Annotated in this window: 19 protein-coding genes; 6 read left to right on the top strand and 13 right to left on the bottom strand. The window is 38.1% G+C overall.

Going from position 1 to position 24,702, the window contains the following annotated elements:
- Positions 1-44 precede the first annotated feature (44 nt).
- Positions 45-617 (bottom strand): thymidine kinase, encoded by a 573-nt coding sequence (locus CRO54_RS11170; RefSeq protein ID WP_097132344.1) that lies wholly within the window; start codon positions 615-617, stop codon positions 45-47.
- A 163-nt stretch (positions 618-780) separates the two neighbouring features.
- On the opposite strand from CRO54_RS11170, the gene CRO54_RS11165 reads away from it, so the two are divergent.
- On the top strand, positions 781-1,881 hold the full coding sequence (locus tag CRO54_RS11165; protein WP_097131949.1) for a hypothetical protein: 1,101 nt from the start codon (positions 781-783) through the stop codon (positions 1,879-1,881).
- A gap of 89 nt (positions 1,882-1,970) precedes the next feature.
- Here the strand turns inward: CRO54_RS11165 and rodA are convergent, their stop codons facing one another.
- The 8 genes from rodA to purN all read right to left on the bottom strand — a co-directional run bounded on the left by rodA (position 1,971) and on the right by purN (position 12,094).
- Positions 1,971-3,233 carry a rod shape-determining protein RodA gene (gene rodA, locus CRO54_RS11160; protein WP_097131946.1) on the bottom strand — a complete coding sequence of 421 codons (1,263 nt, stop codon included), beginning with the start codon at positions 3,231-3,233 and terminating at the stop codon, positions 1,971-1,973.
- Positions 3,217-5,193: a penicillin-binding protein 2 gene (gene mrdA / locus CRO54_RS11155; protein WP_097131944.1), complete on the bottom strand. Its 1,977-nt coding sequence runs from the start codon at positions 5,191-5,193 to the stop codon at positions 3,217-3,219. Before mrdA ends, rodA begins: the two co-directional genes overlap by 17 nt.
- Positions 5,193-5,708 carry a rod shape-determining protein MreD gene (locus CRO54_RS11150; protein WP_097131942.1) on the bottom strand — a complete coding sequence of 172 codons (516 nt, stop codon included), beginning with the start codon at positions 5,706-5,708 and terminating at the stop codon, positions 5,193-5,195. Before CRO54_RS11150 ends, mrdA begins: the two co-directional genes overlap by 1 nt.
- The gene (gene mreC / locus CRO54_RS11145) at positions 5,698-6,534 is read right to left on the bottom strand and encodes a rod shape-determining protein MreC (RefSeq protein WP_097131941.1); all 837 of its coding nucleotides are present in this window, start codon (positions 6,532-6,534) and stop codon (positions 5,698-5,700) included. The genes CRO54_RS11150 and mreC overlap by 11 nt, the downstream gene beginning before the upstream one ends.
- Before the next feature lie 73 nt (positions 6,535-6,607).
- Entirely contained in the window at positions 6,608-7,630 is a 1,023-nt protein-coding gene (locus CRO54_RS11140; protein ID WP_097131938.1) for a rod shape-determining protein, read from the bottom strand.
- A 201-nt stretch (positions 7,631-7,831) separates the two neighbouring features.
- Positions 7,832-9,358, bottom strand: a complete 1,527-nt coding sequence (purH, locus tag CRO54_RS11135; protein WP_097131936.1) for a bifunctional phosphoribosylaminoimidazolecarboxamide formyltransferase/IMP cyclohydrolase — start codon at positions 9,356-9,358, stop codon at positions 7,832-7,834.
- A gap of 185 nt (positions 9,359-9,543) precedes the next feature.
- The gene (locus CRO54_RS11130; protein ID WP_097131934.1) at positions 9,544-11,055 is read right to left on the bottom strand and encodes a DUF4394 domain-containing protein; all 1,512 of its coding nucleotides are present in this window, start codon (positions 11,053-11,055) and stop codon (positions 9,544-9,546) included.
- Between the two features lie 460 nt (positions 11,056-11,515).
- Positions 11,516-12,094, bottom strand: a complete 579-nt coding sequence (purN, locus tag CRO54_RS11120; protein ID WP_097131930.1) for a phosphoribosylglycinamide formyltransferase — start codon at positions 12,092-12,094, stop codon at positions 11,516-11,518.
- A 233-nt stretch (positions 12,095-12,327) separates the two neighbouring features.
- On the opposite strand from purN, the gene rpsT reads away from it, so the two are divergent.
- On the top strand, positions 12,328-12,582 hold the full coding sequence (rpsT, locus tag CRO54_RS11115) for a 30S ribosomal protein S20 (RefSeq protein WP_097131927.1): 255 nt from the start codon (positions 12,328-12,330) through the stop codon (positions 12,580-12,582).
- Positions 12,583-12,657: 75 nt separating this feature from the next.
- Positions 12,658-13,356: a RadC family protein gene (gene radC, locus CRO54_RS11110; RefSeq protein ID WP_097131925.1), complete on the top strand. Its 699-nt coding sequence runs from the start codon at positions 12,658-12,660 to the stop codon at positions 13,354-13,356.
- A 59-nt stretch (positions 13,357-13,415) separates the two neighbouring features.
- Here the strand turns inward: radC and CRO54_RS11105 are convergent, their stop codons facing one another.
- The 4 genes from CRO54_RS11105 to CRO54_RS11090 all read right to left on the bottom strand — a co-directional run bounded on the left by CRO54_RS11105 (position 13,416) and on the right by CRO54_RS11090 (position 20,575).
- On the bottom strand, positions 13,416-15,074 hold the full coding sequence (locus CRO54_RS11105; RefSeq protein ID WP_097131923.1) for a RagB/SusD family nutrient uptake outer membrane protein: 1,659 nt from the start codon (positions 15,072-15,074) through the stop codon (positions 13,416-13,418).
- A gap of 19 nt (positions 15,075-15,093) precedes the next feature.
- Positions 15,094-18,477, bottom strand: coding sequence for a TonB-dependent receptor (locus CRO54_RS11100; RefSeq protein ID WP_171047879.1), 3,384 nt, complete (start codon positions 18,475-18,477; stop codon positions 15,094-15,096).
- A 243-nt stretch (positions 18,478-18,720) separates the two neighbouring features.
- Complete coding sequence (locus CRO54_RS11095) at positions 18,721-19,893, bottom strand: FecR family protein (protein ID WP_097131919.1); 1,173 nt, start codon at positions 19,891-19,893, stop codon at positions 18,721-18,723.
- A 79-nt stretch (positions 19,894-19,972) separates the two neighbouring features.
- Positions 19,973-20,575 (bottom strand): RNA polymerase sigma factor, encoded by a 603-nt coding sequence (locus CRO54_RS11090; protein ID WP_097131917.1) that lies wholly within the window; start codon positions 20,573-20,575, stop codon positions 19,973-19,975.
- 275 nt (positions 20,576-20,850) lie between these two features.
- Between CRO54_RS11090 and CRO54_RS11085 the strand changes: the two genes are divergently transcribed.
- From CRO54_RS11085 to CRO54_RS11075, 3 genes are all read left to right on the top strand, one after another.
- The gene (locus tag CRO54_RS11085) at positions 20,851-21,684 is read left to right on the top strand and encodes an endonuclease/exonuclease/phosphatase family protein (protein ID WP_097131915.1); all 834 of its coding nucleotides are present in this window, start codon (positions 20,851-20,853) and stop codon (positions 21,682-21,684) included.
- 218 nt (positions 21,685-21,902) lie between these two features.
- A complete protein-coding gene (pheT, locus tag CRO54_RS11080; RefSeq protein WP_097131913.1) occupies positions 21,903-24,299 on the top strand; it encodes a phenylalanine--tRNA ligase subunit beta in 2,397 nt (798 codons plus the stop codon).
- Positions 24,300-24,392: 93 nt separating this feature from the next.
- On the top strand, positions 24,393-24,683 hold the full coding sequence (locus CRO54_RS11075) for a hypothetical protein (RefSeq protein WP_097131911.1): 291 nt from the start codon (positions 24,393-24,395) through the stop codon (positions 24,681-24,683).
- The last annotated feature ends 19 nt before the right edge of the window (positions 24,684-24,702 follow it).

Raw genomic sequence — 24,702 nt, 5'->3', positions numbered from 1 at the left:
TATTCTTTTATCCTACAATTAACCAGTTCAAACACTTAACCGAATTAATCCTTATTAAAGCAAGCTCTACAACGAGGCTCATAGCTATCTTTTTCGCCCAGTAATACCCTCGTTTCGCTAGCAGAAGTACGGAACGAATAAACCGCTGGACTACCACATTGCATACAAACTGCATTTACTTTGGTAACGTGTTCTGCAATGGCCATCAATGCGGGCATTGGCCCGAAGGGTTTACCTAGAAAATCCATGTCTAACCCTGCAATAATTACCCTAATTCCTTTTTTAGCCAAGGTATTGCAAACTTCAGGAAGTCCGTCATCAAAAAACTGAGCTTCATCAATGCCTACCACTTGTGTGTTTGCTCCTAACAATAAAATGGAAGAAGAGTGGTCAACTGGAGTAGATTGTATCGCATTTTTATCGTGAGATACTACAGCGGTATCGTCGTAACGGGTGTCTGTTTTGGGTTTAAAAATCTCTACATTAAGTTTAGCAATTTGAGCTCTTTTTAGTCGTCTGATGAGTTCTTCTGTTTTGCCAGAAAACATGGAGCCACAAACAACTTCAATACTACCACTGAACTCTCCCCGTCTAAAATTTTGCTCGCTAAATAACATTGTAAAGGTATTTTTAGCCAAATATAAAAGATTTTTATAGTATTTTTGATTGTCAGTTACCAACATAAAAAGCCAAAACTTTCGTTACAACATTATGGTTTAATAATTGTTGAAACTTAGTAGGCTTTGCCTCAGTGGATAATATAAAGAAATAAAATAGCAGATGAAGCAAGAAGCTCTTTTCAAAAAACTAGGAAATATACTTAACGAATTGAACGAACAGTATGAGTTTTTAGCTCAGAATCCCGAACAGTTAAGTGAGTTAGAGCTAGAACTATTTTTAGCCAATGCTAGTTTTTTGACAGACCATATCCAGATCATCAAGAAATTAAACTTGTCTGTTTTAACTCCAGTGCTCACGCAGAAAGTTGAGGAAGTGACCAATGAATTGGTGGTTGACGATGAAATAAGTGACGAGCTTAAGGATATACAGCAAGTGGAAGCCATTACATTTGCTAATGTAGTGGAAGAGGAAGAAACGGCATCAGCTCCAGTGATAAGAGAAGAAGAAATTGTTGTTCCTGTTTTTGAGATAGACGAGCCAGTTGTTGAAGAGGTGGAAAAGGAAATCTTTAGGTTAGATTCGGAGCCAGACCAAACTTTTGAGTTTATTCTAAATAGAGAAGCTTTTACAGAGGATGATAAATTCGATTTCGAAGAGAAAACTACTGAACAGCTTTTTGATAGACCCTTAAGTAGAGAAGAAGCGCTGATTTTAGAGCAAAAGAAGAAGGTAAAGGAAAACTTGATTCGTAACCCTGAAGATTTAGAGGAAGATGAAGTTGGTCCAGAGCCTTTTTTGGTACATCACGAAGAAGAAAAGCAGGAAGTAGCGGTTCCAATTCCAGTTTCACCACCAGTTGTGGAGCCTGTAATTGAAAAAGTTGAGCTTCCAGTAGTAGAAGTTAAAACAGTGGTTACAGAGACGAAAACTGTAGAAGTAGAAACCACTTACAAGCCTACCTTAAATGATATTTTAGCTGGAAAAAATGTCAGTTCAAGAATCAATGAAACTTCTGGTGCGGTAATATCAGATTTGAAAGCAGCCATTAACCTTAACGATAAATTGCTTTACATCAAAGATTTGTTCAATGGTTATAATTTGGCTTATGCAGAGGCTATCGACATCGCCAATAAAATGCCAAACTTTGATGCTGCTGATAACTTCTTCCAAAAGAACTACGCTGTAAAGAACAACTGGGCCGATAAACAAGCTACCGTAGATAAGTTTTATTTGCTGCTGAATAAGAGGTTTAAAGATTAGATTTGGATAAATGAACAAAGAACAAGGACTTCCTTTTTTGGATGTATAATTTCTATTCCTTGCTCTTTGCTCCTTAATCCTTGCTCCTTCTAAATAAACCCCATCCTATTAGAATCCAACTTTAGGAAGATAAATAGCAATATCGTAAAACTCCATAAAGACGAACCTCCATAGCTAATAAAGGGCAATGGAATGCCAATTACAGGCATAATGCCAATTGTCATTCCGATATTGATAAATACGTGGAAGAATAAGATACAGGCAATGCTATAGCCGTAAACTCTGGAGAAAACAGACCGTTGTCGTTCGGCCATGTTTAAAATACGTAATAAGAGAAAAACGTATAATCCAATTACAACAAAACAGCCTGCAAAACCCCATTCTTCGCCAATAGTAGAAAAAATGAAATCGGTACTTTGTGCAGGTACGTAGTCGTATTTGGTTTGAGTTCCTTCTAAAAAACCTCGACCTGTCAGCTGACCTGCACCTATCGCAATTTTAGACTGTATCACGTTATATCCAGCTCCTCTATTGTCGCTCGTTAAACCTAAAATAAGTTCAATACGGGTGCGTTGGTGCGGCTTTAATACATTTTCGAAAATATACTTAGCTACGAATAAATAGCAGATGGCAATTGCTGTAATAACACCTACATTAATCACTTTCTGAACTCTCTTCCTCGTATTGTAGGCAAACAATCCTCCAATAATTAAAATACTGATGATAAGCAAAGAAGGAGTGACGAATAAGTTGAGGATAAACAAAAGTACCGCTCCCCAAAAGATAATCAATAGGTTTCCTGGTAGACCTTCTCTGTACAGAGGAAACATGAAAGATAGGAACACCAACATCGAACCTGCGTCTGGCTGAAGCATGATTAAGGCCATTGGCAACACAATAATTGCTGCACAGATAATAATGGGTTTAAACGTGTTTAGCTTTAGGTTGAAAGTGCTGATGTACCTAGCTAATAACAACGCGGTGCCAAACTTGGCAAATTCTGAAGGCTGCAGACGAAAGGAACCCAAGGGAATCCAAGCTTGGTTACCACCTACATTTCTACCAACTACCAAAACCGTAATCAGCAAAATAATGGTTATGCCGTACACTACAGGAGCAAAAACACTGAAAAATTTAGAATCTAACAGGAGTATAGAGAGACCTAATATCAAACCAGAAATGATAAAAATCAGTTGTTTCCCATATTCGGCAGCGAAACTAAAAGCCTCAGATTTGTCAGGGTCGTATTGTACAGAAAAAATATTGATGAAGCCAACAGCACACAGAGCCATATAAATTAATATGGTAATCCAATCAACATTAAAGAAGAATCTATTATTCTGTTGTTGCATTGCTTTTAGGTGCTATGGCAGTTTTGTTAAATGTATTGCTAGCTACAGTAGTTTTTAACGGAGCTGTTTTTTTAGTTGTATCTACTTTGCTGGTATCTACTTTAGGTTTCTGTTTAGGTATTTTGTCTTTTAAAACTGGAAGTAGGTTGTCCGCTTTGTATTGTTCAACGGTGGCACCATTAATTCTTCTGCCTTTTAAACTATCTGTTAAATATTTTTCGGTAATGAAGCTGGCAATTGGCGCAGCATAAGCACCGCCGTAACCACCGTTTTCTACAATGACTGCAATGGCAATTTTAGGATTATCTCGAGGGGCAAAGCCGATGAATACCGAATGGTTTTTGCCATGTGTATTTTGCACTGTTCCTGTCTTGCCGCACATCAAGATATTAGGTATCATTGATTCTCTTGCTGTTCCAATTGGACTATTTACAGCGTCCTGCATTCCATCTATCACTGGCCCAAAATGTCTCGCATCTACACCAACATAATGTTTTTCCTTATATTTTGGGTCGATACGTTTATCGCTGCCAATTCCTTTTACCAAGTGAGGTTTAATGTAATAACCTTTATTGGCAATAATGGCCATAATATTAGCCATTTGTAATGGAGTAGTAGTAATCTCTCCCTGACCAATTCCTACGGATAAAATGGTTCCGTAGTTCCAGTATTTGCTGTAACGTTTGGTATAGTCTTCTGCCCTGAATAATTTGTAGGCACTTTCCCCTGGAAAATCAACCCCCAAAGTATCACCGATGCCAAATTTGCGTACTTTTTCTTGCCATTCATCGTACGCTTTATGTTGATTCTTTCTGCCTTTCTTCATCATCTCTTTTTCAAAGATGCTCCAGAAATAAGTGTTGCAAGAACGGGCAATACCTCTCTTCAGGGCGATATTCCCATCAACGTGTTCGCACTTGAACCTTGTTCTGCCTACTTGATAATACCCAGGGCAATTGAAAGTAGTGTTTTCATTGATCAAGCCTTCTTGCAAAGCAATTAAGGCACTTAAAGGCTTAAATGCAGAACCTGGAGAATATCTACCTTTTAACGGACGAATGAAGAATGGACGATAAGGGTTTGAGAATATCTTCATGTAGTTATTACCGGTCTCGCGACCAACCATCATATTCGGGTCGTAACCAGGACTACTCACGAACGCTAATACTTCACCCGTAGCAGGTTCGATGGCAACAATACTTCCTACTTTGTTATTCAGTAGTTGTTCTCCCAATTTTTGTATTTCCACATCAATGGTGGTGGTAAGTTGTTCTCCGGAAACTGCTAAAGAGTCAAATTTTCCATCGGCATAACTTCCTTGCGCCACATTATGAGCATTGTAAAGCATGTTCCTTACGCCTTTTGTTCCTCTTAGGTCAACCTCGTATTGCTTTTCAATTCCAGATTTTCCAATGTAGTCGCCAGGTTTATAATAACCTTGATGTTTTTCTATTTCACGCTGATTAGCTTCTCTAATGTAACCTAGAAACTGACCACCTATACTGTCGGGGTAATAACGGATGGTTCTTTTTTGCACCTCAAATCCTTTGAAATTCGCCATTCGTTCCTGTAAAGTAGCATAGGTTTGTACAGAAAGCAATTTTTGGAATATCGAAGCTTGGTATCTTGATTGTACCACTGCTTTATGGAATTTCTTTCTAAAATCTTCCATCGTAATGCCAATGATATTACATAACGAAAGCGTATCGAAAGGTTTAACCTCGTTAGGCGTTACCATTAAATCATAAGTGGGTTGGTTTTGTGCTAAAACTTGTCCATTACGGTCGGTAATTACACCACGAGCAGGGTAGATGAATTTTTTACGTAAAGCATTATTGTTGGCATCAAGGAAATATTTATCGCTAGCAACCTGTATATAGAAAAGCCTGCCCAACAATGTTAGCGCAAGTAGAACAAATAAGCCTTGTATAATATATTTTCTATTAAACAGTTGGTCCATTAAGCCGATTTTCTATTATGGAAGATAAATTCTACCAGTAATACAGTAAACAGTGTAAATACTACGCTCAGCAATGCTCTTCCCAAAGTGTAAGTTATTGATGTAAATTTAAACGCTTCTAGGAAGAATAATACGATGTGATGAGCAAAAATACACAATACTGCATATAAAGAAAACCACCTAAAGCCCATATTTCCTAAAGAAGGCTCAGGTTCGTCAATAGCTTCTCTGTTTAAACTTACAGAGATAAAAAGAATTCTTACGAAAGCTAAAGCAACACAGGCGGTTGTATGTACGCCGAGTGTATCGTAAAAGGTATCAAGCGTTAGGCCCGTAATGAATGCGATGATATATAAAAGTAAGTTGGGTGTGCTAAAGGGCAACACCAAAATGAACAGCACGTAAATAAAAGGCGTAGAAAGATTGTAAAAAGCCATATTGCGCAAGAGAAATATCTGTATAAACAACAGGACTATCCATCTGAAAATATTTATTATTACAACTCTACTGTTCATTTTTTACTTCTGGTTGTATCGATTTTATTTCTTCTGCAAATTTATCTTTCACTACATATACCATCTGTAAGGTACTAAAGTTGTTAAATAGAGCAACTTCTAAAGTCATGAAACTATCGCCTGTACTTATCGTATTGGTTACTCTGCCCACTTCAATTCCTTTTGGAAAACCACCAAAGCCTGATGTTACAATCGTATCACCAACTTTAACTTTGTAGTGGTTAGGTATTTCTTTCACTTGCGCTTTGCGGTAATCGAAATTATCATCGCCCCAAACCAAGCTACCAAAAGCATTATCCTTTTTCAAAACCACACTAATTGCAGTTTCTTGATTGAGTAAAGGACGTATGGTCGCGAAATTTTCCGAAACGTTTTGAACAAAACCAACCACACCTCTAATTGGAGAAATTACTGCCATATCTTTCATTATACCGTCTTTAATCCCTTTGTTAATGGTGATGATATTATTGGTTAAAGTAACAGAGTTTTTAAAAACTTTGGCAGAAATTAGGGTGTACTGTTGGTGGCTAATCGTGTCTCTTATTTTCGTAATTTGCGTGCTATCGATACTTGCAATGGCCAATAATTGAGTTTTAAGCGCTGCATTTTCTGCTGCTAAACTATCATTTACCTGTACCAAGTTTAAATAACGCTTAATTACGTTTAAACGCTTGTAAGCTGTACCAACCACTTCATTAGTAGAACTAAAGGTAACGCTGCGTTGGTATACATTATTCCTAATCGTTAAAATAATTCCAACGGTAAAAAAGATGATGAAAAAGAAAAATGCGTTGTATCTACTAAGAAAAATCCAAAGGTTACGCATTTAGGTTAGGAGTTATGGGTTACGAGTTACGAGCCAAGACTTTTAACCTGCAACTCGTAACTCGCAACTCGAATTATTGCATTAAGAATTTATAATTTCCAATGTTTTTCAGGGCGATACCTGTACCACGCACTACAGCACGTAGTGGATCTTCGGCAACGTGAACAGGCAATTTAGTTTTTGCAGCCACACGTTTATCCAAGCCTCTTAACAAAGCACCGCCACCAGTTAAATAAATACCAGTTTGGTAAATATCAGCAGAAAGTTCTGGAGGAGTAATCTCTAGCGCTTTCAAAATCGCTTCCTCAATTTTAGAGATTGATTTATCTAAACAATGTGCAATTTCAGTGTATGAAACCGTAATTTGCTTAGGCACACCAGTCATCAAATCACGTCCTTGAACTGCGAAATCAGCAGGTGGATCACTCAATTCTGGCAATGCCGCACCAACTTCAATCTTGATTTTTTCTGCCGTACGGTCACCAATCATAATGTTGTGCTGACGACGGATGTAGTTCACGATATCAGAGTCGAAGTTATCTCCCGCCACACGGATAGATTGGTCGCAAACAATACCAGACAAAGCAATAACTGCAATCTCAGTAGTACCACCACCAATATCAATAATCATGTTACCCATTGGTTCTTCCACGTCAATTCCAATACCTACAGCAGCAGCCATCGGTTCGTGGATCAAGTAAACTTCTTTAGCTCCAGCAATTTCTGCACTATCCCTAACCGCACGTTTTTCAACCTCAGTAATACCAGACGGAATACAGATCACCATTCTCAACGAAGGGAACATCCATCCTTTACCGCCGTTTAGCATACGAATCATTCCTTTAATCATGGCTTCTGCAGCGTTAAAATCTGCAATTACACCATCTTTCAAAGGTCTAACGGTTCTAATGTTATCGTGGGTTTTACCCTCCATCTGCATCGCCTGGCGGCCAATAGCAATAATTTTATTTGTCGATCTGTCGAAAGCCACAATAGAAGGCTCATCAACCACAACTTTATCGTTATGTATAATAAGGGTATTCGCAGTGCCAAGGTCAATGGCAACTTCCTGCGTAAACCAATTAAATAATCCCATGTAAGAGGTATGTTATTGTATGTATTAACAAAAATGTCTAATATCTAAATGTAAAATTAGACAAAATATTATATTAAGTTTCTTTTTTCTGTTTGAAAATCAAAACCTCTCTGTCAAACCTTGCAGGTTTTAAAAACCTGTAGGGTTGTATACAGCCAGTATTTCAAAACTGATTCCTAGCCACTGATTCCTGACCCCTGTTTAGTGCTTAAAGTGTCTTACGCCAGTAGTTACCATTGCAATACCTTTTTCGTTAGCTTTCGCTACAGAATCAGCATCTTTAATAGAACCGCCTGGTTGCAAAACCGAAGTGATACCAGCATCAGCAGCAATCTCCACACAATCAGGGAAAGGGAAGAAAGCATCAGAAGCCATGGCAGCACCTTGTACGCTAAAACCAAAAGAAGCAGCTTTTTCAATCGCTTGTCTTAAAGCATCAACCCTAGAAGTTTGACCCACACCACTAGCAATTAAAACATCATCCTTAACCAAAACAATAGTGTTAGATTTAGTGTGTTTTACAATTTTATTAGCGAAATGTAGGTCTTTTAATTCTTGTGCTGTAGGTGCTTTTTCAGTAACAGCCGTCATTTGCTCAGGACCTTCGATAATTAAATCCTTATCCTGCTCAATTACACCGTTTAATAAAGTTTTGAATTGTTTTTTGTTCAATTCAACGTAATTACGTTTTAAGATAACACGGTTTTTCTTTGTTTTAAACAAGTCAATCGCCGCTTGCTCGTAGCTAGGTGCAATTAGAACCTCAAAAAATAAGTTGTTGATTTCTTCAGCAGTTGCCAAATCAACTTCTCTGTTGGTAATTAAAACACCGCCAAATGCAGAAACTGGATCGCAAGCTAAGGCATCAATCCACGCTTGTTTAACTGTGCTTCTAGAAGCCACGCCGCAAGCGTTAGTGTGTTTTAAGATGGCAAAAGTAGGCTCTTCGAACTCATCAATTAAACTCACAGCAGCATCTACGTCTACCAAGTTGTTGTAGCTTAACTCTTTTCCGTTCAATTTGGTGAACATCTCATCTAAATTGCCGTAGAATGTTCCTTTTTGGTGAGGATTTTCTCCGTAACGTAAAGTTTGTGCACTAGCAATGCTTTCTTTGAAAACGTTTAAAGGCTCTTCATTGTTGAAATAATTGAAGATAGCCGTGTCGTAGTGAGAAGAAGTATGGAACGCTTTTTTAGCGAAAGCCTTACGTTGCGCTAAAGTAGTTTCGCCATCTTGCTCTTGTAGTTGCATTAATAAACTCGAATAATCATCTTTCGATGCAATGATTACCACATCGTTAAAGTTCTTAGCAGCAGCTCTAATTAATGAGATTCCGCCAATGTCAATCTTCTCAATAATTTCTTCGTCAGTTCCACCACCTTTTACGGTTTCCTCAAAAGGATAAAGATCTACAATTACCAAGTCAATTTCTGGGATTTCGTACTGAGCAATTTGTTCTTGATCGCCAGCCAAATTTCTGCGGTTTAAAATACCACCGAAAACTTTAGGGTGTAAAGTCTTCACACGTCCACCTAAAATAGAAGGATAGCTAGTTAAATCTTCTACAGCGGTAACAGGAACGTTCAAGTCTTTGATGAATTGCTCGGTTCCACCGGTAGAAAATAAGGTTACACCTTGCTTGCCAAGGTACTCCACTAATGGTGCTAAACCATCTTTATAATAAACTGAAATTAAGGCGTTTTTGATCTTTACTGATTGGCTCATTTTGAGGGGTTTGCTTTGAGCCGCAAAGGTATGAAAATGAGACGATTTTTAGAGGAGGTTTTTTAAATAAAATTACAAATACAAAATTTGAGGTTTAATGCACAAAAGCTGGGATTCTAAAAGAACTTTTTTGTTCAGTTTGATAAGAAGTTCTGCAATGAAGTACACTGCAGAACTTCTTATTATTAAAAACCTAAGCCAAGTGTAAAAGCCTTCGCTGCAGGTGCAAATACAGCCATTTGAGTGGCTGCTCCGGTAGTTAGATTTACGGTGTATATGCGTTGGGTGCTGCCTACGGTGAAAATGCCATAAGCAATACCGCTAGTTCCGCCAATGTCAAATCCATTAGCGCTTTCTACATTGGTTCCAAGTGGGCCAACATCTACTAATGTGCCATTATTGGGCGGATCTTGCTTGTAAAGTCTATCTCCTAAAGCATCAATATCAAATAATACCGTGCTTGTAGTGCCTGTAAAATTGTTGGTGTATGCAGCACCACTTACAGAAGCGGTAACAGAGGTGATTGCACCGTCTACTGCTACAACGGCATCATCAGGATTAATCCTTAGGTTTTGACCAAGGTTGCTTACAATTCGAATTCTATCCACAACAGGGTTGAAATCGAAACCAAATTGGGAGCCAGTAAGTGAAGTTGATAATTGACCGCCAACTACGGTTGCAACTCCAGAAGAAGCATTGATCGTGTATATTCTAGAAGAACTGCCAAGTGCATAAAGCTGCCCGTTTTTAGGACGCATGTCTAAGCCGAGAATACTTTCGCCAGCTTGTATACCTGTAATTAATTTTGTAACAGCTGTAGGTGTTGTGCTGGTGTGGTTAAAGATTAGTAACTCATTGTTTGCTGAAATAGCGTAGGCCACTGGTTCTGTTGGAATGGCAATTCCAATGATTTGTTGGTTAAAGTCACCAATTTTAGCTGCTTTTCCTGTGTTGATGTCGATAGTAAACAGCGATGACTTGCCAACGTGACCAAGTACAGCGAGTGCTGCGCTGCCATCCGGACTGATGTCAAAACCTCCAGTTTCATCAATATCGAAACCTAAACTGCCAATTTCCATGAGCTTTCCATCATTTGGTGGATCTTGTTTGTAAAGTTTGTCTGTGGTCGCATCAATATCAAATAAGGTTGTAGTGGCTGCTCCTGCTCTATTTTGAGTGTAAGCAACGCTTCCAATTTTTGCGCCAGTAACAGTGATGTTAAGGTCTGTTGCTGCTACAGCTCCGTTTTCTGGGTTTAAACGTAGGTTTTGGCCGCTCGGACTTACTACACGAATCCTATCTACTGTTGGGTTAAAATCGAAGCCGAAACTAGTGCCCGAAAGTGCTGGAGTGAATGGAGCTGAGTTAATTGCTCTAGATACACCAGTTTTTGGGTCAATTACATAAACATAGCTGTTGCTGCCAAGTCCATATAGCTGTCCCGTTGCTGGTCTAAAATCAATTCCAACAATCTTATCTCCTGTCACAAGTCCGGAGATGGTAGCTTGAGAAGTGATGGATTGTGGGTTTTGCGCATTAAACCACAGCAGTTTGCCATCGTTGGTTAATGCATACAAATTAACATTCGGTCCGTTTGCAAAGCTTTCAGTGTTTCTGTCTTTTTTGCAGGCGCTAAAAGCGATTGAAATGAATAGTGTAGCAAGTATTGCTATTGATTGTATTTTTTGATTAATCATGTTTCTAAAGATTATTTTAAGTTAAATGGTTGATTTTGTTTTTGGTATTTAACTTGTTTTTCGCGGCGGCCGCTTCGGGATCTCTAGAATTGAATAAAGTATTGTTGTGGCAGGAATATAGTAGGTATGTGTAGGGTCATGCTTTTCGAAAGAAAATGCAAGAGTTGAATCAATAAATTCAGTGCTTTTAAATGATTTGTTAGGTTCTGGGTTTTCTTTTTCGCTTAACTTTTCGTTTAATTCGTAATCAAATTGTTCGCATGCTAGAGAAGAAAAATGCTTGAATACAGCAGGTGAAGCCTTGGCTAGTAGAAGTAAGATGAATAGGGAGTAAAAAAAATAGATAATAAGTTTCGCCATAAACAATCATTCATCATAGATGATTTTTTGTTTATATACGAGTTGGCTTTGGGTTTAGGTTTTTAAGAAACTGATTTTTTCTATAAATTTTCTTTTCAGTTTATTTCTTTATTTTCTTGATCAATGTTTCTACTATTTTTGGGTAGTGTAAATGCTCTAGTTGTTGCCCTTTAAATTTGATCATCTCCAAGTTGTCGTCTTTCTCAATCCGATATTTAGCTTGATAGATGAATTCGCCTTCATCATAATGTTCATTTACATAGTGAATGGTAATGCCTCCCTCGGTATCTCCTGCTTCCATTACCGCTTTGTGTACACGGTCGCCATACATTCCTTTTCCGCCGTGTTTAGGTAGCAGGGCAGGGTGTATGTTGATCATTCTTCCTGGGTATTCTTTTAATAGGTTTTGAGGAATTAGCCAAAGGAAGCCTGCCAGTACAATTAAATCTACATCTAGATTTTTCAACAAGTCTAACACATCATCAGTTTGGTAAAACTCGTGCCTGTCAAAAATATGAGAGGGAATCTCAAAGCTATCAGCTCGCTGTAGTACGTAAGATTCTGGGTTGTTGGTCAAAACTAGGGCAACCTCTGCCTCTGTACTACGTTTAAAATGCTCCATAATTTTTTGAGCATTTGATCCTGATCCTGAAGCAAAAATGGCGATACGTTTCTTCACTGAGTTCTGTGTTTTTTTCAAAAATAATATTTTAAGGCTTTTTACACTAATTTTGAGCCAAAAAACCTAATTTTGTTAAATGTTAGCACGCCGTTATATGCGTTTCGCTTTCAAAAGCTTCGTGCTTAAATCATTAGATGAAAATATTTTTTTAAAACCATTTTGCATTTAAAAATATTACCTCTATATTTGCAGTCCGAAAATAAATACAAGAAGAAATAAAAGGCTAAACAATGGCAAATCATAAATCAGCATTAAAAAGAATTAGAGCAAACGCTGCAAAACGTCTACGTAACAGATATCAAGCTAAAACTACACGTACTTTTATCAAGAGATTGCGTGCTGCTGAAGATAAAAAAACTGGATTAGAATTACTTCCTAAAGTAATTTCTATGTTGGATCGTTTAGCTAAAAAGAACGTTATCCATAAAAATAAAGCTTCTAACAACAAAGCAAAATTGACGAAATTCGTTAACACTTTGAAATAGTAGTTTTTTAAACGATATTAGAACGGTATCATCGTAAGATGATGCCGTTTTTTTTGTGCTTAAATTTCTACATCTATGTCTAACTATGAAAACAAACTCGGCATTAAAGCTTGGGCAGAAGCCGATCGTCCGAGAGAAAAGCTCTTACAGCAGGGGCGAAGGCAGCTCACAGACGCTGAACTTATTGCTATCTTAATTGGTTCTGGAAGTAAAAATGAAACTGCTGTGGACCTCAGTAAGCGAATCCTTAATTCATGCCAAAATGATCTACACAAATTGGCGCAACTTGGGGTAAAAGAATTATCAAAGTTTAAAGGCATCGGCGAAGCTAAAGCTATAGCGATAGTTGCTGCCTTAGAATTGGGCAGACGGAGAAAAGATGCTGAACCAGCCGAAGTGCAAAAGGTAAGCTCTTCTATTGACGTACATCGGGTAATTAAAGCAGACTTAGCAGATTTACCTCATGAGGAGTTTTGGGTGTTGCTGTTGAACCGAGCCAATGTTGTAATTGGAAAGCACTTTTTAAGTAAAGGTGGGCAAGCGGGTACTGTAGTAGATCCAAAGATGGTTTTTAAGATTGCTTTGGAGCAAGGAGCAGCTTCTGTTGTTTTAGTACACAATCATCCCTCTGGGAGTTTAAAGCCAAGCAGCGCAGATATAAGTATTACCAAGAAATTGATGGAGTTGGGAAAGATGATGGAAGTTGCCGTTCATGACCATTTGATCGTTTATAACGATGCATTTTTAAGTCTAGCGGATGAAGGATATGTTTAGGATTTAAAATCGGCACGCGAACTTGCTTTAAGCTCAGCGTGCCGATTAGGACTAGCTTACTAATAACCAGGATTTGGTTTAAGTACACCGTTAGATAATGTGATTTGTGCAGGAGGGATAGGTAATCTTCCCCTTTTTGAAACATCCCAATCCATTTGATAGGCGTTTGCAGGTGTATTTGCTCCGCCCGTCAATGTAACTGGACCGCCTAAACTGCTAGTGCCGTTGTAATAAGGACCAATCAAGCTAGAGGCATCAATCATCTGTTTGGCATAAGGTAAGCCGTAACGTAGTAAATCCCAATAACGAATGCCTTCACCAGCTAACTCCACTCTGCGTTCGTGTCTGATGTTATCTATGGTCGCTACACGGTTTCCCAAGCCTACACGACCACGAACTTTATTTAAATAGGCGTCGGCTTTAGTTTGATCCACACCAATGTATAATTCTGAGGCCATCAATAATACATCAGAAAACCTAATGGCATGTAGATTTTGCCCCCAGTTGATGTCGTTTAAGCCTGAAGCTGTTTTGTATTCGGCAGTGGTGTTATACTTGTTGTTGAAATAGCCTGTATGTTGCCATCCTTTGATTATTCCTGGTGCAGCAGTGGTAGAGTTTAATACCAATATAGTGGCTGCACGGCGTGGATCTAAAATAGGTGTAGTTTCAAAGGCTTGATACAATGATTCTGTAGGAACGGCATTGCTAAAACCTGCCGTGTAAGGGGTTCCGTTTACACCTCTAGGGCCAAAATAAAGCACATTGTAGTTTCCTTGTGCACGAAATTGGTCGCTAGTACTGCCAGAGATAGGTTGTACGTTACTGTGCACCACTTCCCAAACAGATTCTATACCTAGTTCATTCGCTTTTCTCCAGACATCGCTGTAATTCCCAATAAGGTCGAAACCTGCAGAAGGGGCAATAATTTCGTCCAGATAAGTACGTACTGCCGCCGCATCTATTGTTCTTGTTCCGGTATTTAAATCCGTATTGTAAACACCTTTGTTAAATAGGTAAACCCTTGCTAGCAAAGCAGAAGCCGACCAATAGGTAGCACGACCACCATTTGCCTTCATGCTGGTTTTAGGTAAAACTGTCATTGCGTCTGTAAGGTCTTTCGCAATTTGGTTAAATACCTCTTGAGGCGGTGCCTGAGGTTGATTGTACTCGTCTGGTGTTTGTTGTTTTATAATCAAAGGAACGTTTTCGAACCATTTCACTAAATCGAAGTAGAAATGTGCTCTCAAGAACTTTGCTTCGCCAGTTGTTAATGCTTTAAAGTTATCGGTACTTTCTACGCGATCGATGTTGGCTAAATAAGTATTTGCTCTTGCAATTCCTTGGTAGTATATACTCCAAACACTTCCGTAGGTACCATCATTTGCATTAAATGGGGCGGTTGTAGTTACTTTGAAATTCTCGATGCCCTTTACACCAACTGCATCAGAAGAACTTCCTCCGCCAGAATAAGCATCGTCAGAAGCAGCTTCTGCCCAGCCCATTAATGGTGTGTGACCTTGGTTGATATTTCCCCATTGTAGAACATGATAAATACCCGCTAAAGCTTGCGTGGCCTGTAGTTCTGTTTTAAAGAAATTACTTTCTTCAATCTGAGAAGCAGGTGTGATTTCTAAGAATGATTTTTTACATCCGTTGGTAACTAGCAGTAAAGTTGCCGCTACCAAGAACATGATATTTTTTTGTATATGTTGCATGATTAGATTCTTTTAAGGGTTATAACTTTACATTTACACCGAAACGGAATGTTCTTGCTTGAGGATAAACACCTCTGTCAATTCCTAATGATAACGGGCTGCTTGCACCAATTTCTGGATCAAATCCTGAGTAATTGGTGAGGGTGAATGCATTGTCTACAGCTACAAAAAGTCTCAAGCCGTTTAAACGTACTTTTTGAGTTAATAACTGAGGTAAGGTGTAACCTAATTGAATGTTCTTCACGCGGACAAAGCTGCCATCTTCTAATAAAAGATTTGAAACAGTTGCGTAGTTACGGTTTGGATCTGTAGTTACAAAACGAGGGAATTTTGCATCTGTATTGCTCGGCGACCAGTAATCTAGCATCGTTGCAGGCATGTTTGAAACTGTTTTATCAAATCTGTAATTGCCATTAAATACTTTGTGGCCAAACATGCCAATACCGAAAATGCTTAAATCGAAGTTTTTGTAATTTACGTTGATGGTTAAGCCAGAGATGAATTTTGGATTTGGATCGCCAATGTTGGTACGGTCGTTATCGTTAATTACGCCATCACCATTGGTGTCTATGAATTTCAAATCACCCGGTTTTGCATTGGGTTGAATTTTAGTTACCGCTCCACTGGTAGGATTAGTGAAAACGTAAGCATCTACCTCAGCCTGTGATTGGAAAATACCCGCTGTTCTTTGTCCCCAGAAATAACCAATAGGTTGTCCTACTGCCATTCGTGTGATGCTTCCCATGCTAATGTATGCTGCGCCAGCTAAAGCTTGAGCAGTATTATTGATTTGGGTAACTTCATTTTTATTATGTGAGATGTTGAACGAAACACCTAAGCCCCAATCTTTTCCAAACTTCTCATTGTAGTTAATTCCCAACTCAATCCCTTTGTTCTGTACATTCCCGCCATTTATAAAAGGGGCCGTGTAGCCTACGCTCGTCAAAATATTCGGACGAATCAATAAGTCTTTCGTAGTCTTCTTATAGTAATCAGCAGATACCGATAATTTGTTTTTAAAGAAGTTGACATCTAAACCGAAGTTAGTTTGCTCACTTGTTTCCCATTTAAGATCTGGGTTAGAAATTGCACCTAACGAGGCACCACTATAAAGATATTCTGCACCAGTACCGTTCACGAAAGTGTAACCATTATTTGCGGTATTGATAGTCGATGCCCAAGGAAATGAACTCCCTAAGTTTTCGTTACCATTTTGTCCCCATGAAGCACGAACTTTTAAGAACGAAATCGCATTTACATCAAAGAATGATTCTTTAGAAACCACCCAACCTCCAGAGATAGACGGGAAGGTTGCATAAGGGTTGTTTCTTCCAAAACGTGAAGAACCATCACGGCGAATAATACCAGAAAGTAGATATTTGTCATCATAGCTATAAGCAAACCTGCCGAAGTAAGATGCTAACGTTCTGCGATCAGCACCTCCACCATTTACACTTGAGGTGATGTCTGTAGCTACATCGATATAAGCTAAATTAGGGTCAATTGGAGAATTGTCGTTTCTAGAACCACTTAGGTTTTGAGTGAAGTATTTATAAGCCGATTGTCCTGCTATTAATTGGATATTGTGTTTTTTAACATCAAGATTATAGCTTAACACGTTTTCTACTTGCCAAGTATTGGTGCGGTAGAAGTTAGTGGTAACCCTTGAGAAAGTTTGGTTAGAAGTAGGTAGCAAATAATAAATAGGAGTATAGCTATTTACATTTTCGTTAGCTAAGTCTATTCCGTAGCTAGATCTAAATTTAAGGTTCTTTAAAATGCTAAGTTCTGCGTAAACATTTCCTAAAAGCTTATCTATTTTACGATTGCCGTTAATGATAGCAATTTGTGCCAAAGGATTGGCGAAAGTAGCTTCTGGCGAGATGCCAAAAATACCATTGGCATCACGAACTGCATTTGCATTGTAACCCGCTAGTTTTGCTGGGTCAGTTTCGTAAAGTGGGGTAATTGGATCTATACTAATCGCGTTTCCTAATACGTGACCACCTTGATCACCATTGTCAAAAATCGCTCTTCTATCCGTATTGATGTAGTTTAGGTTGGTTCCGATTTTCAAGAAATCAGTTATTTTCTGGTCTACATTCAATCTGAAAGTATAACGTGTAAATTCAGAACTTTTTCCGCCAATCACACCTTCCTGACCAAAATACGAGAACTTAGCTAGGTAAGTTGATTTATCGTTACCACCCGACGCAGAAACTTGATGGTCAAATATCGGTACATTGCTCTGGAATAATGCATCTTGCCAGTTGGTTCCATTGCCGAGTGCAGACGGATTTGGATAGGGCAAAGGATTCGTTGGATTGGCATTAATAGCTCCAACATTCATCATTTCAGCATACTGTGTTGCGTTCAATACATCTAGTTTACGCCAAGCGTTTTGCACTCCGTAATAACCATCGTAACTTAATTGAGGTTTACCTGTAGTTCCTTTTTTGGTGGTGATTAAAATTACACCATTAGCACCTCTAGCACCATAAATAGCAGAAGAAGCGGCATCTTTCAATACATCCATTCGCTCAATATCGCCAGGGTTAAGGTACTCAATCGTGCTTACTGGGAAACCATCAACAATGAAAAGTGGGTCTGGGCTATTATTCGTTCCCGTGCCTCTAATCCTAATCATTGGTTTATCTCCTGGCTGTCCGTTTTGGTTAAGTACGAGTACGCCAGGTGCATTTCCTTGAAGCGCTTGTTCAACACGGGTAATCGATAGTTTTTCTATGGTTTTACTTTGTACAGAACTGATTGCAGTAGTAATGTTTTGCTTTTTTTCGCTGCCATAACCTACTACCACTATTTCTTGCAGAGCAGATGCGGAAGCCTTTAAAACAACCTCTAATGTCGTTGGTGTCGCATCAGTAATTTGGATTTCTCGGGCAATAAATCCCAAATAGCTAACCACTAAAGTATTGCCTAGCGTTAACTGTTTTAAGGTAATTTCCCCATTTAAATCAGTACTGTAGTTTCTGCCAGTTTCTTTGATGGTGATGTTTGCACCGGGTAAAGCCAGCTTAGTCGTATCTAAAACCTTTACTTTTATATCTATAAACGCTTGTACAGACGATACGTTATCGCTTATCGCTATTTTGTTCTTCGGCTGTATTACAATCGTTTTTTTAGCGATGGTATAGGTGTATGGCAGTTCCTTAAGTAAAGTAGAAACTGCGTCATCAATATTTGCCGACTTAATATTTACGCTAACATTAAGTTGGTTGATATCATTTCCTTTCCAGAAGAAACTATATCCACTTTGTTTTTCTATATCAGAAAATACGGTAATAATAGGTTTGTTCTTCGCCGTAAGAGATATGAGCTGGCCATATCCTTTGGCGGATACCTGTAAACAGGCAATGGTAATCAATAATGTTGTGATTTTCATTGCTTTGACTAGTGTTTTCGGGATTGTAAACTGTTTAAAAACAGTTTTAACACCTAAGTTTAAAATCATACTTTTGTTGTGTTATTTGGTTTTACGAATTAATTAGATTTACTGTTTGATAATTTTGGGCCAGATAATTTTTGCCGGGGGTGTTGGAGCACTTCCGGTTTTTTATTTTTGGCTACTGTGTGTAGAGTTACTTCTTGTTCATATTTTCCTTTCTCTGTTTTAATGTGGTAGGTTTTATGGCATTACGATCAGCTTCCTTTTGCCGTTGGTATTTGTTTTATCGTCAATTTTAAAGTGTACTTGCCCCAGTTGTAAAACTTTAAGTACTTCGCTCAACGTGTAGTTTCTTTCTATTTTTCCGAAGAAGCGCTCATCAGGTATTTTACCTTCGTAAACTACTTCGATAGGGTACCACCTTTCTAACTGTTTCATTAAGCTCATGATATCCGTATTGTCGAATTTGAAGAGGCCGTTTTTCCAAGCAATTGCTTTTTCTACATCGGTTTCTGAGATATTGATGATGTCTTTTTCCAGCTGAATGCTTGCTTGTTGCCCCGGTTGTAATAGTTTGGTGATTTTGTTTTGCGAAAGTCGGATACTGCCTTCTACTAAAGTCGTTTGATATTGCTTTTGGTCGCCGTAAGCATTGATGTTAAATTGTGTTCCCAGTACTTCGATTTTTTGCTCGCCAGTGCTTACCCTAAATGGAACTTTTTCTTTACTGCCATTTTTAAGTGTGGCTACTTCGAAATAAGTTTCTCCCGTAGTGCTCACTTCTCTCACCTTGCCATTAAACTGATTTGGAAAGGTAATCGATGATGCTGCATTTAACCAAACTTTGGTGCCGTCGCTCAGTATAACCTGGAACTGACCGCCAACAGGTGTGTTAATGGTGTTCAGTTGGCTTGCTGCATTAGCATTTTTAGCTGTATTTTGATAAGCTAGCATGCCGCTATTCAGCTTGATGATGGTCATGTTTCCTTCGGCGGCGACTTGTCCATCCGGGCTGTCTTCTAAAATAATCTTTCTTCCATCAGCTAAAGTCAAAACGGCTTTATCGCCTCCAGGTGCTACATCTACAGTAGTAGCTAATTGAATCTCTTCTTTTTCACGTTTTGAGGATGGCCAGAATAAAAATGTCCCTGTAATTATCAAGAGCACAGCAGCAGCTGAAGCATATCTTAATAAAGGTAAGCGGTGTTGTTTAGGTGGTTCGGCGGTAAGTTGGTCAAGCTGATTGAAGAGCCGTTGCTTACCCATTTGTTTTTGGGCTTCGGTTAACGCCGGTGTTGCTTCATCCTCAAAAGAAGCATACCAAGCATCAAGCTCTTCCATTTCTGAGGGCGTTGCAATGCCTTGATTAAATCGCTCAAGGAGAAATAGTATTCGGTTCTTTTGTACATCCATTTCAAATACAAATAACTTAACTCGCTAAGAGGTGCTAGTCAAAATTTAAAAAAAAATAAAAATTGTGTGAATTGCTTGTTTAAAGCAAGTATAGGCTAGATAGAACTGCCAACAAATCAGGACTGTGCTGCTTGAAGTTAGCTTTTAAAATGTTGGTAGCTTTGGTGATGTGCTTTTTTACAGTGCTCACCGAAATCCCTAGTCTGCTAGAAATATCTTTATGAGAAAGCTGTTGATAACGACTCAGCATAAAAACTTCTTTGCACTTTTCGGGCATTTGTGCTGTAGCAGCAATAATTAAAGCGTTCAGTTCCTTTTTTTGGAAAACCTCATCTGGAGCTGGAGAATGAATTTTTTGTATGCTCAGTTCGCTGTTCAAATAAGATTGATGAATTTGCTGCGAACGATAGTGGTTGTATATTTTGTACTTAACCGCTGTTTTTAAGTAAGCTTCTAAGGTAGAGTTTAGTTGAAGTTCATTTCTTCTAACAAATAAGTCTACAAAAATCTCCTGAACAATTTCTTCTGAAGTCTCCAAACACTTTAATCGTTTGAAACAGGTTTGTATGAGCACAGCCCAATAACGATCATAAAGCACGGAAAATGCTTTGCGGTCGTCATCGTTACAGATACGCGAAAGCAGAAGCTCGTCGCTGACTGAAGATAGTTCCCTGTCGTTCATATTTGGTCAAAAGTAGGCTAATATAATAAACTTATTGTGATTAAATGATGAACTTTATGTTGTGTTTTTTATTTAAAATGCTTTCATTTTATATTTTTTTGTTAAAAAACAATCTCTTTTTGATAATGATAAGTTCGCTTTTTTGTTTGGTTATGAGTTTGTTAGTAATTGTTTTGTAGTGTTGTTTATATAGAAATAATATGAGATGCCATCATAATTAGGTTTGAATTTTTACTTTTGATACTATCCTAAGGTTAAATCAAATTTTAAAAAAGATGAAAAAAATTATAGCCGTTCTGTTGCTAATTGTTGTTGGTTTCCAAGTTCAGGCACAGAAAAATCAAACCATTAATGTGATAACTTATAACGTAAGATATAGTACTGAAAAGGATGGAATTCACGCTTGGAATAAGAGAAAAGATAATGTAAAGGCTTTAGTGAAATTCCATGATACCGATATTTTATGTGCGCAAGAAGCCTTGGCAGAACAGTATGATGCAATTTTAGAAAACTCCGATTTTGAAGCAGTAGGAGCGGGTAGAGATGATGGTAAGCGTAAGGGGGAGTTCTCTCCGATTTTCTACAATAAAAAAAGGTTTGCCAAAAAAGACGGTGGCGTTTTTTGGTTATCGCAAACTCCAAATGTACCGAGCAAAGGTTGGGATGCCATGTTTAACCGTGTTTGTACTTGGGTAAGATTATACGATAAACTAAATAAAAAGGAATTCTTGGTATTCAACACACACTACGATCATGTAGGCGTGCAAGCAAGAATAGAATCTGCAAAATTAATCAAGCAGAAAATACAAGAAATAGCACCAAAACTACCTGTTATTTACACTGGCGATTTAAATGTAACTCCAGAAACTGATGCCATTGCAACTATTAAATCTTTTTTAAGCGATAGTAAAGAAATATCAATAGAGCCTCCTTATGGTCCAGAGGGAACTTTTAATGGTTTCGATTTTAATAGCCCGTTAAAAGATAGAATCGATTATATTTTCGTAAATAAAGGCTTCAAGGTGCAAAAATATGGCGTGTTGACAGATAGCAAAGACCAAAAATATTTTTCAGACCATATGCCTGTATTGGCTAAATTATTGTTTTAGCCAACTGATTTACGTACTTAAAAGAGGTATACTTACGAAGTTTCATAAACTTCGTAAGTCTTATTCTTCATTCCTTCTCCTTTAGCTTTATAAATAATATCTTTGCATTTTATTTTTTGCATCAATACGCATGAAATTCTCATGCTTGATATGCGATTATGGAAGGCATATTTTAGTACAGACGCGTGATTATGCGTCTCTATACATATAAATTACAAATGAAAATATCATACAGCTGGCTTAAACAGATATTAAAAACGGATAAAACTCCTCAAGAACTTTCGCTAATCTTAACTAATATCGGATTAGAGGTGGAAAGCTTGGAGAAAGTGCAAACTATTCCAGGAGGATTGGAAGGTTTGGTGATTGGATATGTAGAAGAGCGAGCACAGCACCCTAATGCAGATAGGTTAAGCGTTACCAAAGTAAATGTTGGCGGACCAGAACTATTACAAATTGTTTGTGGTGCGCCAAATGTTGCTGCCGGACAAAAAGTAGTGGTTGCCATTGTGGGTACTACAGTTCATCCAAATGAAGGTGAGCCTTTTAAAATCAACAAATCGAAAATTAGAGGTGAAGTTTCTGAGGGAATGATCTGTGCCGAAGATGAAATCGGCTTAGGTGGTTCTCATGCTGGCATCATGGTATTGCCAGAGGATGCAACCGTAGGTCTTGAAGCTAAAAAATATTTCAACGTTGATGATGATTATCTATTCGAAATAGGTTTAACGCCAAATCGTGCCGATGCAGCTTCGCACTTAGGTGTGGCTAGAGATTTAGCAGCTTATTTACGTACGAGCTATGAGTTACCAGATGTAAGTGCTTTTGCAATCGAGAACGAAAACTTAAACATCGCAGTGGAGGTGGAAGCTACAGATGCTTGTCCGCGTTATAGCAGTGTAAGTATTAGTGGAGTTACTGTAAAATCATCGCCAGATTGGTTAAAAGATAAATTGAAGGTAATTGGCGTTCGTCCAATTAATAACATAGTAGATGTGACCAATTACGTGTTGCATGAGTTGGGGCAGCCTTTACATGCTTTTGATGCAGATCAGATTGCAGGTAATAAAATCATCGTTAAAAAATGTGCGGAAGGTACACCTTTTGTTACTTTAGATGAAGTAGAGCGTAAACTTTCGGCAGAAGATTTAATGATTTGCGATGCTGAAAAGCCTTTGTGTATTGCAGGTGTTTTTGGTGGAATCGGTTCGGGAGTTACTGAGCAAACTACCAATATATTCCTGGAAAGCGCTTATTTTAATGCAGTTTCTGTACGTAAAACATCTAAGAGGCACGGCTTAAAGACAGATGCTTCGTTCCGTTTTGAGCGTGGCACAGATCCAGAAATTACCATTTTGGCATTGCAAAGAGCAGCTTTGTTGATTAAGGAAGTTGCTGGTGGTGAAATTTCTTCATCAGTTTCTGATATTTACCCAGTAAAAGCTAACCCATTTGAAGTTGCTGTAAAATATCAAAACATAGTTGATTTAATTGGTAAGGATATTCCTGCTGCAGAAATTAAGGAAATCATCACTGCTTTAGGTATCAGCGTTGCTAAAGAAACTGCAGAAGGATTAGATTTACTGGTTCCCGCATATAAAGTAGATGTTACCCGTGAATGTGATATTACAGAGGAAGTTTTACGTATTTACGGTTACGATAACATCGAAATTCCATCGAAAGTAAATGCTTCGTTGGCTTTCACAGTTAAACCGAATAGAGAAAATATCCAAAACTTAGTAGCTGATATGCTTACTGCAAATGGTTTTGTAGAAATTTGGTGTAACTCTCTAACACGTTTGGCAAATTCTAAGAACGAAGAAGAGGCGGTTCAAATTTTAAATCCGTTAAGTTCTGATTTGAATGCGATGCGCCAAAGTTTGTTGCAGCCAGCTTTAGAGAGTGTAGCTTATAACATCAACCGTAAAAACTCAGATATCAAATTCTACGAGTTCGGAAAAACCTATCATTTAATTGAAGGTAAATATGTGGAACGTCCACGTTTGTTAATTGCATTGAGCGGTGCAAAACAAAGTGAACAATGGAACCATCAATCTGCTAATTCAACTTTTTATAATTTAAAAGGAGCGGTAGATGCTGTGGTAACACGTTTAGGTCTTTCTAGTTTCCAAACTGCGGAAGTTAAAGACGAGAACTTCGCCTATGGCTTAAAATACTTTAGAGGAGACAAGACCTTGGTAAGTTTTGGAGCGGTAACCCAAGCCGACAAAAAAGCAGCGGGTTTGAAACAGGATATTTTTTACGCAGATTTCGATTGGGCTTTTGTATTGGACGCTTTGAAGAAAAACAAAATCATCAACAAAGAAGTGCCTAAATATCCAGCGGTAAGAAGAGATTTATCTTTATTGGTAGATCAAGCTGTAACTTTTGATGAATTGAAAACCATTGCCTTTAAAGCTGAAAAGAAATTGGTGAAAAATGTGCAAGTGTTTGACGTTTATGAAGGCGATAAATTACCAGAAGGTAAAAAATCTTATGCTTTAAACTTCACTTTGCAAGATGAAGAACAGACTTTGACTGATAAACAGATCGATAGCATTATGCAAAAGATTATTACTAACTTAGCACAAACTGCTAAAGCAGAAATAAGATAAAATATTAAAAATTGTTAAGAGTATCGTGTGATGAGTTACTGGGTTAAAACCTTATAACTCGCAACTCGCAACTCAAAACCCATAACTGGAAAAATGGCTGCTGTAGCTGATCAACTAAATAGTGTAATGCAAAAAACTGCTCGATTAATTGAGCTTTGCAGTGCTTTACAGGAAGAAAATCATTTATTAAAAGCAGAAAATCAGCAACAAAAGCAAGCGTTGGTGAGTGCTAAAAACACTCATTTAGAGCTAGATGAAAAGATAAGAGTGCTCAAATTAGCAAAGAGTATTGAAGGTACAAGTGAAAAGACACTTGATATAAAGCAAAAAATTAACGATTTTGTGCGTGAAATTGATAAGTGTGTGACATTGCTTAAGAAATAAGCAAACAGATTAATTGAAA

It is taken from the genome of Pedobacter xixiisoli (assembly GCF_900215335.1).
Classification (GTDB): Bacteria; Bacteroidota; Bacteroidia; order Sphingobacteriales; family Sphingobacteriaceae; genus Pedobacter; species Pedobacter xixiisoli.
The sequence above is the reverse complement of the archived record's forward strand: the minus strand, read 5'-3'. Positions and strand labels throughout refer to the sequence as shown.